The organism is Streptomyces sp. NPDC020983 (assembly GCF_044333485.1).
Lineage (GTDB): Bacteria > Actinomycetota > Actinomycetes > Streptomycetales > Streptomycetaceae > Actinacidiphila.
In genome coordinates, this window is sequence record NZ_JBIRRA010000008.1 from 389,335 (window position 1) to 405,631 (window position 16,297).

At 71.7% G+C, this 16,297-nt stretch carries 15 protein-coding genes; 12 read left to right on the forward strand and 3 right to left on the reverse strand.

Annotation, left to right across the window (positions count from 1 at the left end):
* Nucleotides 1–115 precede the first annotated feature (115 nt).
* From ACH4SE_RS20830 to ACH4SE_RS20855, 6 genes are all read left to right on the forward strand, one after another.
* Nucleotides 116–1,756, forward strand: coding sequence for an ABC transporter ATP-binding protein (locus ACH4SE_RS20830; RefSeq protein ID WP_398544937.1), 1,641 nt, complete (start codon nt 116–118; stop codon nt 1,754–1,756).
* Nucleotides 1,753–2,865 carry an ABC transporter permease gene (locus ACH4SE_RS20835; protein ID WP_398544872.1) on the forward strand — a complete coding sequence of 371 codons (1,113 nt, stop codon included), beginning with the start codon at nt 1,753–1,755 and terminating at the stop codon, nt 2,863–2,865. Before ACH4SE_RS20830 ends, ACH4SE_RS20835 begins: the two co-directional genes overlap by 4 nt.
* The gene (locus tag ACH4SE_RS20840; RefSeq protein ID WP_398544873.1) at nt 2,862–4,148 is read left to right on the forward strand and encodes an ABC transporter permease; all 1,287 of its coding nucleotides are present in this window, start codon (nt 2,862–2,864) and stop codon (nt 4,146–4,148) included. The genes ACH4SE_RS20835 and ACH4SE_RS20840 overlap by 4 nt, the downstream gene beginning before the upstream one ends.
* The gene (locus ACH4SE_RS20845) at nt 4,145–4,582 is read left to right on the forward strand and encodes a cytidine deaminase (protein ID WP_398544874.1); all 438 of its coding nucleotides are present in this window, start codon (nt 4,145–4,147) and stop codon (nt 4,580–4,582) included. Before ACH4SE_RS20840 ends, ACH4SE_RS20845 begins: the two co-directional genes overlap by 4 nt.
* An 88-nt stretch (nt 4,583–4,670) precedes the next feature.
* Nucleotides 4,671–5,954 (forward strand): thymidine phosphorylase, encoded by a 1,284-nt coding sequence (locus ACH4SE_RS20850; protein ID WP_398544938.1) that lies wholly within the window; start codon nt 4,671–4,673, stop codon nt 5,952–5,954.
* A gap of 128 nt (nt 5,955–6,082) precedes the next feature.
* Nucleotides 6,083–8,164 carry a hypothetical protein gene (locus tag ACH4SE_RS20855; protein WP_398544875.1) on the forward strand — a complete coding sequence of 694 codons (2,082 nt, stop codon included), beginning with the start codon at nt 6,083–6,085 and terminating at the stop codon, nt 8,162–8,164.
* A 66-nt stretch (nt 8,165–8,230) separates the two neighbouring features.
* Here the strand turns inward: ACH4SE_RS20855 and ACH4SE_RS20860 are convergent, their stop codons facing one another.
* The gene (locus ACH4SE_RS20860) at nt 8,231–8,932 is read right to left on the reverse strand and encodes a hypothetical protein (protein ID WP_398544876.1); all 702 of its coding nucleotides are present in this window, start codon (nt 8,930–8,932) and stop codon (nt 8,231–8,233) included.
* Between the two features lie 195 nt (nt 8,933–9,127).
* On the opposite strand from ACH4SE_RS20860, the gene ACH4SE_RS20865 reads away from it, so the two are divergent.
* Nucleotides 9,128–9,367 carry a hypothetical protein gene (locus ACH4SE_RS20865; RefSeq protein WP_398544877.1) on the forward strand — a complete coding sequence of 80 codons (240 nt, stop codon included), beginning with the start codon at nt 9,128–9,130 and terminating at the stop codon, nt 9,365–9,367.
* A gap of 40 nt (nt 9,368–9,407) precedes the next feature.
* On the opposite strand, the gene ACH4SE_RS20870 is transcribed toward ACH4SE_RS20865, so the two are convergent.
* Nucleotides 9,408–10,223, reverse strand: coding sequence for an alpha/beta hydrolase (locus tag ACH4SE_RS20870; protein WP_398544878.1), 816 nt, complete (start codon nt 10,221–10,223; stop codon nt 9,408–9,410).
* Between the two features lie 101 nt (nt 10,224–10,324).
* Here ACH4SE_RS20870 and ACH4SE_RS20875 point away from each other — a divergent pair, with 101 nt between their 5' ends.
* Both ACH4SE_RS20875 and ACH4SE_RS20880 read left to right on the forward strand, forming a co-directional pair.
* Nucleotides 10,325–11,491: an adenosine deaminase gene (locus ACH4SE_RS20875; protein ID WP_398544879.1), complete on the forward strand. Its 1,167-nt coding sequence runs from the start codon at nt 10,325–10,327 to the stop codon at nt 11,489–11,491.
* Between the two features lie 91 nt (nt 11,492–11,582).
* Complete coding sequence (locus tag ACH4SE_RS20880) at nt 11,583–11,888, forward strand: hypothetical protein (protein WP_398544880.1); 306 nt, start codon at nt 11,583–11,585, stop codon at nt 11,886–11,888.
* Nucleotides 11,889–12,203: 315 nt separating this feature from the next.
* Here the strand turns inward: ACH4SE_RS20880 and ACH4SE_RS20885 are convergent, their stop codons facing one another.
* Nucleotides 12,204–12,950: a SigE family RNA polymerase sigma factor gene (locus ACH4SE_RS20885; RefSeq protein WP_398544881.1), complete on the reverse strand. Its 747-nt coding sequence runs from the start codon at nt 12,948–12,950 to the stop codon at nt 12,204–12,206.
* Nucleotides 12,951–13,203: 253 nt separating this feature from the next.
* Here ACH4SE_RS20885 and ACH4SE_RS20890 point away from each other — a divergent pair, with 253 nt between their 5' ends.
* The 3 genes from ACH4SE_RS20890 to ACH4SE_RS20900 are packed head-to-tail and all read left to right on the forward strand — an operon-like array spanning nt 13,204 to nt 16,096.
* A complete protein-coding gene (locus ACH4SE_RS20890; protein ID WP_199923381.1) occupies nt 13,204–13,881 on the forward strand; it encodes a response regulator transcription factor in 678 nt (225 codons plus the stop codon).
* Between the two features lie 32 nt (nt 13,882–13,913).
* Entirely contained in the window at nt 13,914–15,485 is a 1,572-nt protein-coding gene (locus ACH4SE_RS20895; protein WP_398544882.1) for an ATP-binding protein, read from the forward strand.
* Nucleotides 15,482–16,096, forward strand: coding sequence for a hypothetical protein (locus ACH4SE_RS20900; protein WP_398544883.1), 615 nt, complete (start codon nt 15,482–15,484; stop codon nt 16,094–16,096). The genes ACH4SE_RS20895 and ACH4SE_RS20900 overlap by 4 nt, the downstream gene beginning before the upstream one ends.
* Nucleotides 16,097–16,297: the final 201 nt, after the last annotated feature.

The window sequence follows — 16,297 nt, forward strand, 5'->3', positions numbered from 1 at the left end:
ACTGCTCCGGCAGCCCCTCCGGGCCTCGGCTGCGAGAGAGTTGCACCACTGCCCCGAGCCTTTCCCCCGAGGAGAGTGCGCCATCAACGCGTCCACGAGTCCCCCCGCCGTCGAACTGCGCGGCATCACCAAGCGGTTCCCCGGTGTCGTGGCCAACCACGACATCGACATCACCGTCCGCAGCGGTACCGTGCACGCCCTCGTGGGCGAGAACGGCGCCGGAAAGTCCACCCTGATGAAGATCCTCTACGGCATGCAGAAGCCGGACGAGGGCACCATCGCCATCAACGGCGAGGCCGTGGACTTCCACGACCCGGGCGACGCCATCGCCCGCGGCATCGGCATGGTCCACCAGCACTTCATGCTCGCCGACAACCTCACGGTGCTGGAGAACGTCGTCCTCGGCAGCGAGAAGGCGTACGGCATCGGCGGGCGGGCCCGCGCGCGCATCAGGGAGATATCCGACGCGTACGGGCTCGGTGTGCGGCCGGACGCCCTCGTGGAGGACCTGGGCGTGGCCGACCGGCAGCGCGTGGAGATCCTCAAGGTCCTCTACCGCGGGGCCCGCATCCTCATCCTCGACGAGCCCACCGCGGTGCTCGTGCCGCAGGAGGTCGACGCGCTCTTCGAGAACCTGCGGGAGCTGAAGTCCGAGGGCCTGACCGTCATCTTCATCTCGCACAAGCTCAACGAGGTGCTGTCGGTCGCGGACGCGATCACCGTCATCCGCCGCGGCACCACGGTCGGCGACGCGGACCCGGGGACCACCACGGCCCGGCAGCTCGCCGAGCTGATGGTCGGCAGCGAGCTGCCGTCGCCGGAGACCCGCGAGTCGACGGTGACCGACGAGCCGATGCTCACGGTGGAGGGTCTGCGGCTCGCCGAGACCGACTCCGACGGTGTCGAGCGCATCGTCCTGGACGGCGTCGGCTTCACCATCCACAAGGGCGAGATCCTCGGGATCGCCGGCGTCGAGGGCAACGGCCAGGCCGAGCTCGTCGAGACGGTCATGGGCATGCGGGCCGCGGACGCCGGCACGCTCGTCCTCGACGGCCGCGACATCACCCGCGTGCCCACCCGGGCCCGGCGTGAGGACGGCATCGGCTACATCCCCGAGGACCGGCACCGGCACGGCCTGCTGCTGGAAGCCCCGCTGTGGGAGAACCGCATCCTCGGCCACGTCACCGAGCGCCCCAACTCCCGCGGTCTGCTCATCGACCCGGGCGCCGCGCGCCGCGACACCGAGCGCATCGTCCGCGAGTTCGACGTGCGCACCCCCGGTATCGAGGTCACGGCCGCGTCGCTGTCCGGCGGCAACCAGCAGAAGCTGATCGTCGGCCGCGAGATGAGCCACCTGCCCAAGCTGCTGATCGCCGCGCACCCCACCCGGGGCGTGGACGTCGGCGCGCAGGCGCAGATCTGGGACCAGATCCGCGCCGCCCGCCGCGAGGGCCTCGCGGTGCTGCTGATCTCCGCGGATCTCGACGAGCTGATCGGCCTGTCCGACACGCTGCGGGTCATCTACCGCGGCCGGCTCGTCGCGGACGCCGACCCGGCGACGATCACCCCGGAGGAGCTGGGCTCGGCGATGACCGGCGCCGCTGCCGGCCACCTGGAGCACGATTCCGCGGCGCGGCCGGACGTACCCGGCCAGGCCGCACCGGAGAAGACCCTCACGGCGAAGACCCTGCCTGAGCAGGCCGCGCCCGCCGGGGCCGAGCCCGCCGTCGAGGAAGCCGGGGGAGAGGACCGATGAAGAAGTTCGACAAGGACCGGGTGCTGCTGGGCCTGGCCGCCCCCGTGCTCGCCGTGGCCGGTGGTCTGGTGGTCACCGCGCTGGTGCTGCTGGCCAGCGGCAAGGAGCCCTTCCACGCCTTCCACCTGATGCTGACCTACGGCGGCAAGTCCGACAGCCAGGTCTACATCCTCAACAAGGCGACCCCGTACTACCTGTCGGGTCTCGCGGTGGCCATCGGCTTCCGGATGAACCTGTTCAACATCGGCGTCGACGGCCAGTACCGCCTCGCGGCCTTCTTCGCCGCCGCCGTCGGCGGGGCGATGTCGATCCCGGGCGCCATCCAGATCCCCGTCATCGTGCTGACGGCCATGGCCGTCGGCGCGGCGTGGGCGGCCATCGCGGGCGTGCTGAAGGTGACCCGCGGGGTCAGCGAGGTCATCTCGACGATCATGCTCAACTCGATCGCGGGCATCGTCATCGGCTACTTCCTCCAGGACGGCCGGCTCGGCGTGACCAACAAGGACTCGCTGAGCACGAGCACGAAGCCGCTGCCGGCCGGAAGCCACCTGTTCAACTTCACCACCCAGACCGACCCGGTGTACGGCTTCATCGTCTTCGCGGGGCTCGCGGGCGTCGTGTACTGGTTCGTGCTGTCGCGCACCCGCTTCGGCTTCGACCTGCGCGCGGTCGGCCGCTCGGAGTCCGCGGCGCAGGCCGGCGGCGTCAACGTCCGGAAGATGGTCGTCATCAGCATGGTGCTGTCCGGCGCGATGGCGGGCCTCGTCGGCATGGCGACGCTGCTGAACGACGCGCACCAGTACAGCACCGAATTCCCCACCGGCATCGGCTTCACCGGTATCGCGGTCGCCCTGCTCGGGCGCAACAACCCGATCGGCATCGCCGTCGGCGCCCTGCTGTGGGCCTTCCTGGAGCGCTCCTCCAACGGCCTGGAGTTCGAGGGCTACGACAAGGAGATCGTCGGCGTCATCCAGGGCGCGATCGTGCTCGCCGTCGTCATCGCCTACGAGCTGGTCCGCCGCTACGGCCTGACCCGGCAGCAGCGCCAGGTCGGCGCGGAACTCGCCGCCGCAAGCACCCCGACGAAGCAGCAGGAGGTGACGGCGTGAGTGCCACCGCCGTACAGACCCCGCCGCCCGCGGCGCCGCGCGCGCCCGGCGCCAAGGCCGGCCGCCGCAGGCTGTCCGTGCCCGTGCTCCTGCTCGTCATCGCCGCCGCGGTCATTGTGGTCTCCGCGGTGCGCGCCGTCGCCGGCGCCGACGACGTCACGTCCTCCGGGCAGATGGCCGGAACGCTCACCGGCGCCGTACCGATCGCGCTGGCGGGCCTCGGCGGCCTGTGGGCGGAGCGGGCGGGCGTCGTCAACATCGGCCTCGAGGGCATGATGATCCTCGGCACCTTCTTCGGTGCCTGGGCCGGCTGGGCGATGAACCCGTGGATGGGCGTGCTCGCCGGCGTGCTCGGCGGCATGGCGGGCGGTCTGGTGCACGCGATCGCCACCGTCACCTTCGGCGTCGACCACATCATCGCCGGTGTCGCGATGAACATCCTGGCCGCGGGCGTCACCGCCTACATGGCCAAGCGGATCTTCAACGTCGGCAAGGCCGCGTCGGAGGGCGGCACGCCCAAGCAGTCGCCTCCGATGGAGGACATGAAGACCTTCACCGTGCCGGGCCTGTCGAGCGGGCTGGCGAAGCTGGAGAAGCACCACTGGTTCGTGGTGTCCGACGTCGCCGGGGTGCTCGGCGGCCTCGTCACCCGCATCTCGTCGCTGACGCTGCTGACCGTGGTGCTCTTCGTCGCGACCTTCTTCGTGCTGTGGCGCACGTCCTTCGGCCTGCGGCTGCGCTCCTGCGGCGAGAACCCGGTGGCCGCGGAGTCGCTGGGCGTCAACGTCTACCTCTACAAGTACGTCGCGGTGATCGTCTCCGGCGGCCTCGCCGGGCTCGGCGGCTTCTTCCTCTCCGTCGGCACGCACTTCTACCTCGAAGGCCAGACCAGCGGCCGTGGCTACATCGGCCTCGCCGCGATGATCTTCGGCAACTGGCGGCCCGGCGGCCTGGCCATGGGCGCGGGCCTGTTCGGCTACACCGACAGCCTCCAGCTGCGCAGCGGCACCGACTCCGTGCACGCGCTGCTCCTGCTGCTGGCGATCCTGCTGCTGGCCATGGCGGTGTGGAAGTACCTCCGCAAGGCTTACGTCTCGGCGGGCTTCGCGCTGGGCTTCGCGGTGCTGCTGGCACTGTGGTACGTGACCACCGACTCCGTCCCCTCCGAGGTCGTCCAGGCCTCGCCGTACGTCGCCACGCTGCTGGTGATGGGCCTGTTCTCGCAGCGGCTGCGGATGCCGAAGGCGGACGGGCAGCCGTACCGGAAGGGGCAGGGCGGATGAGCCAGGACAGCGGCGCGTGCGGTGACCGCGGCGCCTCCGCCGTCACCGATGTGGACTGGAAGGCGCTGCGCGCCGCCGCCCGGGAGGTCATGGAGAAGGCCTACGCGCCCTACTCCGGCTTCCCGGTCGGCGCCGCGGCGCTCGTCGACGACGGGCGCACCGTCGTCGGCTGCAACGTCGAGAACGCCGCGTACGGGGTCGCGCTGTGCGCCGAGTGCGGCCTCGTCTCCGCGCTGCACGCCACCGGCGGCGGCCGGCTCACCGCCTTCGCGTGCGTCGACCGGCGCGGCGAGCCCCTCATGCCGTGCGGGCGCTGCCGCCAGCTGCTGTGGGAGAACGGCGGCCCCGCGCTGCTGGTCGACACCGCGGCCGGGGTGCGCCCGATGAGCGAGATCCTCCCCGACGCCTTCGGGGCCGACGACCTCGGCCGCTAGGGCGCAGAACCAGGACCGGTCCGCGCGGGGCACCCCCGCGCGGACCGGGCACGTCACCCGTCACCGGCCGCCACGCGCGGCGAGGAGCATCCCCATGGACGTCATTTCCGTCATCCGCGCCAAGCGGGACCGCGCCCAGCTCAGCGACGAGCAGATCGACTGGGTGGTGGACGCGTACACCCGCGGCGAGGTCGCCGACGAGCAGATGTCCGCGCTCGCCATGGCGATCCTGCTCAACGGCATGGACCGTGCCGAGATCGCCCGCTGGACGGCCGCGATGATCGCCTCCGGGATGCGCATGGACTTCTCCGCCCTCGACCGCCCGACCGCCGACAAGCACTCCACCGGCGGTGTCGGCGACAAGATCACCCTGCCGCTCGCCCCGCTGGTCGCCGCGTGCGGTGCCGCCGTGCCGCAGCTGTCGGGCCGCGGCCTCGGCCACACCGGCGGCACGCTCGACAAGCTGGAGTCGATTCCCGGCTGGCGGGCGGCGCTCAGCAACGCCGAGATGCTGGACGTGCTGCGCGGCACCGGCGCCGTCATCTGCGCCGCGGGTGACGGCCTCGCGCCCGCCGACCGCAAGCTCTACGCGCTGCGGGACGTGACGGGCACGGTCGAGTCGATCCCGCTCATCGCCTCCTCCATCATGTCCAAGAAGATCGCCGAGGGCACCGGCTCGCTCGTGCTCGACGTCAAGGTCGGCTCCGGCGCCTTCATGAAGACCCTGGAGGACGCCCGCGAGCTGGCCGCCACCATGGTGGGCCTGGGCACCGACCACGGGGTGCGCACGGTCGCGCTGCTCACCGACATGTCCGTACCGCTGGGCCTGACCGCGGGCAACGCCCTCGAAGTGCGCGAGTCCGTGGAGGTGCTGGCCGGCGGCGGCCCCGCCGACGTCGTCGAGCTCACGCTCGCGCTGGCCCGCGACATGCTCGACGCCGCCGGGCTCCCCGGCGCCGACCCGGAGAAGGCCCTCGCGGACGGCTCGGCGATGGACGTGTGGCGCCGCATGATCCGCGCCCAGGGCGGCGACCCCGACGCCCCGCTCCCCACCGCTGCCGAGCAGCACGTCGTCCCGGCCCCCGCCACAGGTGTCCTGACCGCGCTGGACGCCTACGCGGTGGGCGTCGCCGCCTGGCGCCTCGGCGCGGGCCGCGCCCGCAAGGAGGACGCCGTCCAGGCGGGCGCGGGCGTCGAGATCCACGCCAAACCGGGCACCCTGGTGCGCGAGGGCGAGCCGCTGCTGACCCTGCACACGGACACTCCCGAGCGCTTCCCTTACGCCGTGGAGGCGCTGGACGGCGCGGTGACGGTCGCGGCGGAAGGCACGGATTTCACGCCGGGCCCGATCGTCCTGGACCGTATCGCCTGAAAACCCTTGCGCGGAGAGCCCGTTCGGCGGCGAAACGGAACCGGACCGCGGGCGTGTGACATCCTCTCTGCCAGTACGGCGCCGGCCTCGGCACGCGCGCAGCATCCACAACGGGGAGGAAAGAACACGTGGGTGAGTTCTCGGGCATAGACGCGACAGCCCTGCAGAAGATGACGGACTCCTTCAAGAAGGACAAGGACCACCTCCGGGACCGGGCCTCGTCCTACAAGTCGGATTTCGCGGGCCACGGGCTGGACACGTCGCCGTTGTCCGAACTGGTCGGGATCTGCGGCTGGCTGGACGACCAGATGCCGATGCTGACACGGCGCTACCATCTGGCGATCGCCGCCGACAAGCCGTACCCGGGCCAGAAGGGCATGGTGGAGATCGACGAGAGCATGGTCGGCACCACCGCCCAGTCGCAGAAGGACGGCAAGGCGCTCGCTGACCAGTTCGACAAGTCCCTCGACGACGGCGACGACCCGGGCGAGGACCTGTTCGCCGCGCTGAAGGCGCACGCCGACGACCCGGACTTCCTCAAGGCCTTCTACGACCAGCTCGGCCCGCAGCGGCTGATGCAGCTCACCAACGACCAGGCGGGCACCCCCTACGGCCGCTACGGCGACCACAAGGACCAGGCCGCGGCCGACCGCGACATCATCGCGAAGACCTTCGGCACCTACACCAAGGTGGCCTTCGAGGGGCAGACGGCGGAGCAGAAGCAGGCCAGCTGGAACAAGTGGTTCGACAAGTCGATGTTCCCGAACCAGGCCTTCCGCGCGGACTACATGACCGCGCTGCTGCCCGGCGGCTCGCAGGACAAGGACTTCCTGGTCGCCCTCGGCAACCGCGTCTGGGACGACAAGCACCCGACCCAGAGCGGCAGCCAGTGGATGGGCGGCAGCGGCGGCAAGGGCCCCTTCGACGGCGACCACTACACGCAGCTCTTCAACGCCATCGCCGGCAATCCCGAGGCGTCCGGCGAGTTCATGGACCACAACTACGACAGCCTCCAGGTCGTCATGTACCCGCACGGCCCCTGGGACCTCGGCCAGCCGCCGTCCCGCGCCCAGGCGTTCGCGGACATGCTCAAGTCCGGCACGATCGACCTGAAGTCCACCAACCGGCCGCTGGCGGAGAAGCTGACCGGCCGCATCATGATGGACAACTACCGCCACCAGAACGGCTCCAGCAAGGACATCCACACCTACGACCCCATCGACGTCTACTACGGCCAGCTGGTCACCGCCAACTGGAGCGACATGGTCTACGGGATCACGTCGCCGACCGGCAACAAGCTGTGGGGCGCCGACGCCACGGCGGGCGGCTTCAACGAGAAGATGTCGAAGTGGGACGAGAAGGCCTTCCTCGCCGGCCAGGACCCCAACCGGCCCGGCCTGGAGGTCGGCGCGCCGCTGTGGCAGGCGCTGCTCAACGAGTCGGCCCGCAACCCCACCGTCGCCGGGCAGGAGAGCGCCCTCTTCGACTCCTTCCGGACGCAGATCACCAACGAGGTGGGCAGCGCGGAGCGGGACACCGACGAGCACGCGCAGGACTACCGCATGATGGAGAGCGGCATGATGATGAAGGCCTACAGCCAGGCCTTCGAGTACGCCAAGGGCACCATGGCGGACGACGCCGCGAAGTGGGCCGAGGGCGTCAACAGCGCGCGGACGGCACTTATCTCGGGCGCCGCCGACCTGGTGGAGGCGGGCGCGACCGGCGGCACCACGGCCATCACCGAGCTCGGCACGGCGAAGGCCGGTGAGCTGGGCGGCACCGCCAAGGACCTGCTGGTGAACTTCATCGCGAGCGGGATCTCGGTCAAGCCCGAAGAGGCTCCCGGCGGCCTGGCCGACAAGTACAAGAAGATCAACGACTCCAAGCTGGACACCAGCTGGCAGAACAACTACCAGTCCCTGGCCAACGCGCAGCTCCACAACGGGGGTTTCAGCCCCACGGTGACCGCCCCGGTCACCATCCACCCGCGCGACGGCAAGGCGGTCACCTACACGGGCGACCCCAAGGGCTACATCAAGGCGCCGGAGGACAACTTCCTCGACGACAACGGCGAGGCCAAGAACATCGACGACATGACGCCCCGGCAGCGGACCGCGTACAGCAACTGGCTCATGGACCCCGCGGTCGTCAACCACGTGGACTCGCGCGGCTTCACGCAGCAGGAGCAGTTCCAGCACCTCCAGGAGTAGCCGGTCCCGGGAAACACGTGAGCGCCGCCCGGAAGGTCGACGGGCGGCGCTCGGGGGCTCTTCGGCTCAGGACTTCTTCGGCTCGATCTTCAGGGCGGCGAGGAAGGCTTTGAGGTTCGCGGCGGTGTCGTGATCGACGGTGATTTTGCCGTTGACGGCCGGTTTGAAGGTGACGGTGGCATCTTTGCCCTGCCAGGCGCAGGTCGTGTAGGTGATGGTCCGGAAGGTTTGGTCGACGCACTGGATCGTGCCGCCGGACGTGCCCGCCGGGTAGTCGTGGACCCCCTTCATGTTCTCCACGCCCAGGAGCATTTCGGTCATGCTGTCCGACCCGCGGTTGTAGTCGATGCCGTCGTGCGTGGCGAAGTACGCCGGGTCGAGGTCGATCGAGACCCCGATGTCCTTGCCGCCCGGGGCGAGGTAGGTGAGGCGCACTTCCTGCTTCGACTGGTCGAGTTGCTCGCCCCCGATGGACTTCCAGTGGGATTCCTCGGGCTTCGTCGCCTGCGTGTACTCCCCGAACGCCTTCGGGATCACCGCCGTGTGCTTGACGGGCTCGTCGTCACCGCCGCCCGCGACCACCACCCAGGTCGTGATGCCTGCCGCGATGACGACGACGGCCGCCACGATGCCGATGACGCGGTTGCGGCGCCGGCCGCGCTCGCGGTCGGGAACGGTGAGGGGGGTGAAGGCGATGGGCTCGTCGGAACCGCGTTGCGTGCCCGCGCCCCCGCTACCCGCCCTGTCCCCTGTGGCGTTGTCGGTCACGGCATCCTCCTGGGAAACGGCTGGCGCTATGATATGCGTGGCGCAATAGCGCTCGTACAGAGCAACTTCAGCAAGCGGCGGACAAGCGGCGGACAACGCCACTACGGGGGTAGTGACATGGGCGGACCGGCTCAGCAACAGGCGACGGTACCCAATCCGGCGATCACCGATCTCAAAAGCCTCAAATCCCGGCTCATGGGTGAGATGGCCACGCTCAACGACACGCTGAAGCAGACGAATTCCGACATGGGCGGAAAGACGGTGTGGGTCGGGAAGACCGCCGACACCTGGGCCTCGGACATCTCGGGCCGCCGCAACCGCATCCAGCAACTGCTGGGCAAGCTCGTGCCCATCATCGACGCCGAGATCAACAGCCTCCCGGAGAAGGTCACTCCGACCGAGGCGAAGCTCTACAACATGGACCGCTACCGCTGACCGCGCCCGCCCACCGGCGCCGCCCGGCCGGACTCCCGCGCTACGCGCGCAGAGCGCGGCCGAAGCCCGACGCCAGCGGCATCCGCAGGCCCAGCGGCGGGGGAGCGGCGAGCGCGTCCGCCACGGGGCGGGCGTAGGGGCGGTCGAGGAGCGAGCCGAGGACGAAGTCGGCGGCCAGCGCGAAGACCTCGGAGCGGTGCTGGTGCAGGCTGTGCCCGTCGGAGTGCACCTCGAAGCGGCAGACCTCGCGGTTGATCTTCTTGGCCCGCTCGGCGAAGCGGAAGGACAGCTCGGGGTCGGTGGACTCGTCCTGCGTACCGTGCACGAGCAGCACCCGGCGGCCTATCAGCTGCTTGACCGGCTCCGGTTCCGGATCGTCCGGCAGCCACGGGGACAGCGCCACCACCGAGCCCACCGCGGGGTGCGCGGCGGCGTGCAGCGCGGCGCGCGCGCCCATGCCCGTGCCGACCAGGCACACGGGCACGTCGCCGTAGCGCCTCACGGCCTCGCCCACGGCCCACTCGGCGTCCTCCGCGGGATGCGCGTGGCCGCCGTTCCAGCCGCGGAAGCGGTAGTGGACGACATGCGCCGCGACCCCGCCGTCCGCCCCTTCGCGCACCAGGTGCCGGGCCAGCGGCCGGATCACCGCGGCGGCCAGCGGCGAGCGCCGCCGTGTGCTCAGGGCGTCGCCGCCGGGCAGGACGAGCACCACCGCGCGCACGGTGCCGTCGTCCGCGCCCTCGCCGTCCCGCTCTCTGCGTCCCGCGCGCTGCCCCCACCGGGGCGCCGGCACGAGACCGGGCGCCACCGGGTGCCCGAGGCGTGCGCCACGCGCCGGTAATGCTTGTGAAGCCATGGCGTAACGATGGCAGACGCAGGCGTGTGCGCAGTATGGCCGAGCGGAAAATACTTGCCCCGGCCGCGAATTCTACGCGCGTAGGGACTATCGTTCCGACCATGCAGAAGCCGAAACCCGGCACACCGTCCCGGGACCAGATCCGCCGCGCCCCGAAGGTGCTGCTCCACGACCACCTGGACGGCGGTCTGCGGCCCGGCACCATCGTCGACATCGCCCGCTCGACCGGCTACGAAGACCTGCCCGAGACCGATCCCGACAAGCTGGGGACGTGGTTCCGGCAGGCCGCCGACTCCGGCTCGCTCGAACGCTACCTCGAAACCTTCACCCACACGTGCGCCGTGATGCAGACGCGTGACGCGCTGGTCCGCGTCGCCGCGGAATGCGCCGAGGACCTCGCCGCCGACGGCGTCGTCTACGCCGAGGTGCGCTACGCCCCCGAACAGCACCTGGAGGGCGGCCTGACGCTCGACGAGGTCGTCGAGGCCGTCAACACCGGCTTCCGGCTGGGGGAGCGGCGCGCCCGCGAGGACGGCAACCGCATCCGCGTCGGCGCGCTGCTCACCGCCATGCGGCACGCCGCCCGCTCCCAGGAGATCGCCGAACTCGCCAACCGCCACCGCGACTCGGGCGTCGCCGGCTTCGACATCGCCGGAGCGGAGGCCGGTTACCCGCCCACCCGGCACCTCGACGCCTTCGACTACCTCAAGCGCGAGAACAACCACTTCACCATCCACGCCGGCGAGGCCTTCGGGCTGCCGTCGATCTGGCAGGCCCTCCAGTGGTGCGGCGCGGACCGGCTCGGCCACGGCGTCCGCATCATCGACGACATCGAGGCCGGCCCGGACGGCGAGGTGTCGCTCGGCCGCCTGGCCGCGTACGTCCGCGACAAGCGCGTGCCGCTGGAGATGTGCCCGACGTCCAACCTCCAGACGGGGGCGGCCACGTCCTACGCCGAGCACCCCATCGGGCTGCTGCGGCGGCTCTATTTCCGCGTCACGGTCAACACGGACAACCGCCTGATGTCCGGGACGAGCATGAGCCGCGAGTTCGAGCACCTGGTCGAGGCGTTCGGCTACACGCTCGACGACATGCAGTGGTTCACCGTCAACGCGATGAAATCGGCGTTCATCCCTTTCGATGAACGTCTTGCCATGATCAACGAGGTGATCAAGCCCGGTTACGCCGAGCTCAAGGCGGAGTGGCTCTTCGAGCCCGGCGGCCTCGAAAGGCCGCTGGCCAGCGGTTCCGCGTCCCGCGAGGGCTGAGTCACGGGCGCCGCCCGCGTTCTTCGCCGGGCGGGCGGCGCGCGCCACGCCGTTTGCACGCGGTGTGATCGCGTCGATACGTTCCGATGTCATGCAGACTCGAACCAAGAAGACCCTCGCGACCGGTGCGCTCGGACTCGCCTTCGCCGCCGCCGCGGCCGGCACCGCAAGCGCGGCCGCCCCCACCGACGTCCTGGCCGGCCTGCCGGTCGGCTCCGCCGCCAACCTCGTCCCCGGCGCCGGCAGCACCGCCGCCGGGGCGCAGAACGCGCTCGCCAACGGCACGAACGCCCTGCCGGCCAACCCGCAGAGCCTCCTGCCCTCCGGCAACCACCTCGACGGCAACCAGATCGCCCCCGTCGGGGGCCTCCTCGGCGGCCTGCCGCTCGGCGGCTGAACAACCCGGCCCGGGCGCGGTCGCCCTGCCGGGAGGGCCGGGAGCGCGGGGTGCCGCGCGAGCAGCCCGGTGGGGGCCGGTGGTCCGGCACGGACCGGGACTCCCCGCCGGGCCGGTGACGGCCCGCAGCCCGGTGGGGCCGGCCGCGCGGTTCCCCGCGCCCCCGCGGACGCTCATGCGGCGCGGCGGCGCGAGCGCCCGCCCCGCAGGGGCCCTTGCCTGCGCACGGCGACGGGCCCCCGGGCGGCATCCCCCTTGCCGCCCGGAGGCCCGTTCCCCCGTTACCCCCCCCGATCCGGAAAACCGGTGAACCTGTCAGGCCACCAGCTCACCGAAGACGTCGGCCTCGTTCCGGCCGAAGGCCAGCGCCTCGTCGTCGCGCAGGCGGCGCAGGGACCGCCAGATGCTGCTCTTGACCGTGCCGACGCTGATGCCGAGGATGTCGGCGATCTCCGGGTCGGTGCGGCCCTCGTAGTAGCGCAGCACCAGCATGGTGCGCTGCTGCTCGGGGAGCCGGGCGAGCGCCTGCCACAGGACGGCGCGCAGTTCGGTGCCGCCCATCTCGTCCGTGTCGCCGACCGTCTCCGGCAGCTCCTCGGTCGGGTATTCGTTGAGCTTGCGCCGCCGCCAGGCGCTGATGTGCAGGTTGGTCATGGTGCGGCGCAGGTAGCCGCCGACCGCGGCCTTGTCGCTGATCCGGTCCCACGCCCGGTAGGTGGAGAAGAGCGCGCTCTGGAGCAGGTCCTCCGCCGCGTAGCGGTCGCCGGTGAGGTGGTAGGCCGTCGCGTACAGCGACGCGCGCCGCTCCTGGACGTAGGCGGTGAACTCGGCCGCCGAGTCCTCGGAGGGCTGCGCAGGCCTCCCGGCCGGCTCCAGCGGCGTGATGTAGGCGGGACGCTGCCGGACCACCGACGTCGACGCGGTGGCGGACGTGCGTCCGGCGCCGCGGGCGTACCCCCGTCCGTTCGCGGCGCCGGACAGTTCGGTGGACCTGGCAGCGCGGTGCGTCGTCGCTCGCGGCGAGTGGACCGCGGCGGTCGCGGTACCCAGCAGTGCGTTCATGTCGCGCCCCCCTCAGTGGAACCTTCGGCCTAGCTCTCGGCGTCGCAGCTTGTGCGTCCTGCGCTCTCCCGATGTGACCAAAGCCTGCCGGGCCAGTTTCATGGGGACGTCCGTCGAGTGTCACAGGCCCGTCACAGAGGTCCGGCGCCCCGTGACCCCGGACGCGGTCCGGGTACGGGCCCGGGGTGAAGGTGCCGGGTACGAGTTGTCCCCACGCTTCATGCGGCCGCCCGCGGTAGGCAACAATGTCACGGTGCCTTTCCTGTTGCTGATCGAGGATGACGACGCCATCCGCACCGGTCTCGAACTCGGCCTGTCCCGGCAGGGTCACCGCGTGGTGGCCGCGGCGACGGGCGAGGACGGCCTGAAGCTCCTCAAGGAGCAGCGTCCCGACCTGATCGTGCTCGACGTCATGCTGCCCGGCATCGACGGCTTCGAGGTCTGCCGCCGCATCCGCCGCACCGACCAGCTGCCGATCATCCTGCTCACCGCGCGCAGCGACGACATCGACGTCGTGGTGGGCCTGGAGTCGGGCGCCGACGACTACGTCATCAAGCCGGTGCAGCCGCGTGTGCTGGACGCCCGGATCCGCGCCGTGCTGCGCCGCGGCGAGCGCGACAGCACGGACTCCGCCGCCTTCGGCTCGATCGTGATCGACCGCAGCGCCATGACCGTCACCAAGGACGGCCGCGACCTCCAGCTCACCCCGACCGAGCTGCGGCTGCTGCTGGAGCTGAGCCGCCGTCCCGGTCAGGCGCTGTCCCGCCAGCAGCTGCTGCGGCTGGTGTGGGAGCACGACTACCTGGGCGACTCGCGTCTGGTGGACGCGTGCGTGCAGCGGCTGCGGGCCAAGATCGAGGACGTGCCGTCCTCGCCGGTCCTGATCCGCACCGTCCGCGGGGTCGGCTACCGCCTGGACACGCCGCAGTGACCTCACGCCCCGCACGCTGGGGGAGCGGCATATTGCGCTGGACGAGTCTGCGGCTGCGGCTGGTCGCCGTCTTCGCGGCGGTCGCGCTGACCGCGGCGGTGTCGGTGTCCGGCATCGCCTACTGGCTCAACCGCGACGCCGTCCTCACCCGCGCGCAGAACAGCGCGCTCAACGACTTCCGCGACTCGCTCCAGCGCAACGCCGCCTCGCTGCCCGTCACGCCCACCTGCTCCTCGCTCGACACCGCCGCCGGGCGGATAGGGGACGCGGACACGTACGAGGTGGTGCTGCTCGGCAAGGCCTCGGACGGCCAGGACTGCGCGGCGACGTCCGACCGCGACGTCTTCACCCTCGACGACGTGCCGGCGACGCTGCGCAAAGCCGTCAACACCCGGCACCTGAAGGACGACGGCAAGTACCACCTGCACTGGGAGCGGATCTCGCTCCAGGGCCGCCCCTACCTGGTCGCCGGCGCCCAGATCAACGGCGGCGGGCCGACCGGCTACATGCTCAAATCGCTCGACGCCGAGCGCAAGGACCTCAACTCGCTGGCCTGGTCCCTCGGTATCGCCACGCTGCTCGCCCTCATCGGCTCCGCGCTGCTCGCGCAGGCCGCGGGCGCGGCGGTGCTGCGCCCGGTGCGGCGGCTCGGCGAGGCGGCGCGGGCGCTCGGCGAGGGCAAGCTCGACACCCGGCTGAAGGTCACCGGTACCGACGAGCTGGCGGAGATGTCGCAGACCTTCAACAACGCGGCCGAGGCGCTGGAGAAGCGCGTCGAGGAGCTGAGCGCGCGCGAGGCGGCGAGCCGCCGCTTCGTCGCGGACATGTCGCACGAACTGCGGACCCCGCTGACCGCGATCACGGCCGTCAGCGACGTGCTGGAGGACGAGGCGGACGCGCTGGACCCGATGATCGCACCGGCCGTCCGGCTGGTCGTCAGCGAGACCCGGCGGCTGAACGAACTGGTGGAGACACTGATGGAGGTCACCCGGTTCGACGCGGGAACGGCGAAGCTGCGGGTCGACGAGGTGGACGTCGGCGAGCAGGTCATGGCGTGCATGGACGCCCGCGCGTGGCTGGACTCCGTCGAACTGGACGCGCCGCGCGGCGTGCTCGCCACGCTCGACCCGAGACGGCTGGACGTGATCATGGCGAATCTGATCGGCAACGCGCTCAAGCACGGCGGCTCGCCGGTCTGCGTCAGGATCCAGGAGGACCCGGACGCCCCCGGCGACGGGGGCGACATCGTCGTGGCCGTCTCCGACAACGGACCCGGCATCCCGGAGGACGTCCTGCCGCACGTCTTCGACCGCTTCTACAAGGCCGACGCCTCCCGCCGCCGCTCCGAGGGCAGCGGCCTGGGCCTGTCCATCGCGCTGGAGAACGCCCACATCCACGGCGGCGACATCAGCGCCGCCAACCGCCCCGAGGGCGGCGCCGTCTTCACCCTGCGCCTGCCGCGCCGCCCGCGCGCGGGCGGCCAGAACGGCGGCGGCCAGGCCGCGCAGCCCTACGACGCGGTGAACGGCGGGAACGCCGAGAACGGCGAGGGCCGTCCGAACGGTTCCTCCGGCGAGGGCCCGGCGGGGGGTGCGCAGCAGTGAGAGCGCCCTTCGGCTCCCCCCGTGCCGCGGCCGGCGTGCTGCTCGCGGCCGCCGCGCTGCCGCTGGCCGGAGCGTGCGGCATCCGCTCCACCACCGTGCCGGTCGACGCCGGGCCCGCGCCCTCGCGGGTCTCCTGCCAGACGCCGGCCCCGGACAACTCGCCGGGTGCCGTGGACGCCCAGATAGAGAAGATCTACCTGGTGTGCGGGGGCCAGACCACGCCCGTACGGCGCACGGTCGTCGTCCGCCCGCAGGCCGCGAACCGGGTCGAGCAGGTCAACGAACTGGTCCGGCAGCTCCAGCGCAGCGTGCTGGGCGAGGAGGCCAAGGCGGGCTTCTCCAGCGCCGTGCCGGGCAGCCTCCAGATCCTCGGCCCGGCGCCGGGCGACCCCGCCGACGCGCTGCGGCTCAGCCAGTCCATCGAGGACCTCCCCTCCTTCGCGCTGGCCCAGATCGTCTGCACGGTGGCCGAGAGCCCGCTCGCCTCGCCGCCCCGCACGGTCGTGCTCGGCGGCCCGGAGCGGTCCAGGTCCGTCCGCAGCTACCAGTGCACGGACGACCTCCAGACGCGCCCGGAGGCCGCGGAGAACGCGGGCACGGAGACCGGCTGAGCCGCGCCTCGCCCCGCCGGGCGCCGCGCGTACGGCCCGGCGGTGCCTGTCCGCGGCGGGCTCGCGGTGCGTGCCCACCCCGGCCCGGCGGGGCGGCTCCGCTTCGTACGCCGGCGCACCGCCCGTGCCGCCGGAACGGCGCGTACGGCCGCGCAGCCGTACGGCCGTACGCCGGCCGCAACCGGCACGCGACCAGGGGCG

Coding starts and splice junctions, on each gene's coding strand:
- ACH4SE_RS20835 (WP_398544872.1), top strand. CDS start 1,753: ATGAAGAAGTTCGACAAGGACCGGGTGCTGCTGGGCCTGGCCGCCCCC.
- ACH4SE_RS20845 (WP_398544874.1), top strand. CDS start 4,145: ATGAGCCAGGACAGCGGCGCGTGCGGTGACCGCGGCGCCTCCGCCGTC.
- ACH4SE_RS20865 (WP_398544877.1), top strand. CDS start 9,128: ATGGGTGAGATGGCCACGCTCAACGACACGCTGAAGCAGACGAATTCC.
- ACH4SE_RS20870 (WP_398544878.1), bottom strand. CDS start 10,223: ATGGCTTCACAAGCATTACCGGCGCGTGGCGCACGCCTCGGGCACCCG.
- ACH4SE_RS20875 (WP_398544879.1), top strand. CDS start 10,325: ATGCAGAAGCCGAAACCCGGCACACCGTCCCGGGACCAGATCCGCCGC.
- ACH4SE_RS20880 (WP_398544880.1), top strand. CDS start 11,583: ATGCAGACTCGAACCAAGAAGACCCTCGCGACCGGTGCGCTCGGACTC.
- ACH4SE_RS20885 (WP_398544881.1), bottom strand. CDS start 12,950: ATGAACGCACTGCTGGGTACCGCGACCGCCGCGGTCCACTCGCCGCGA.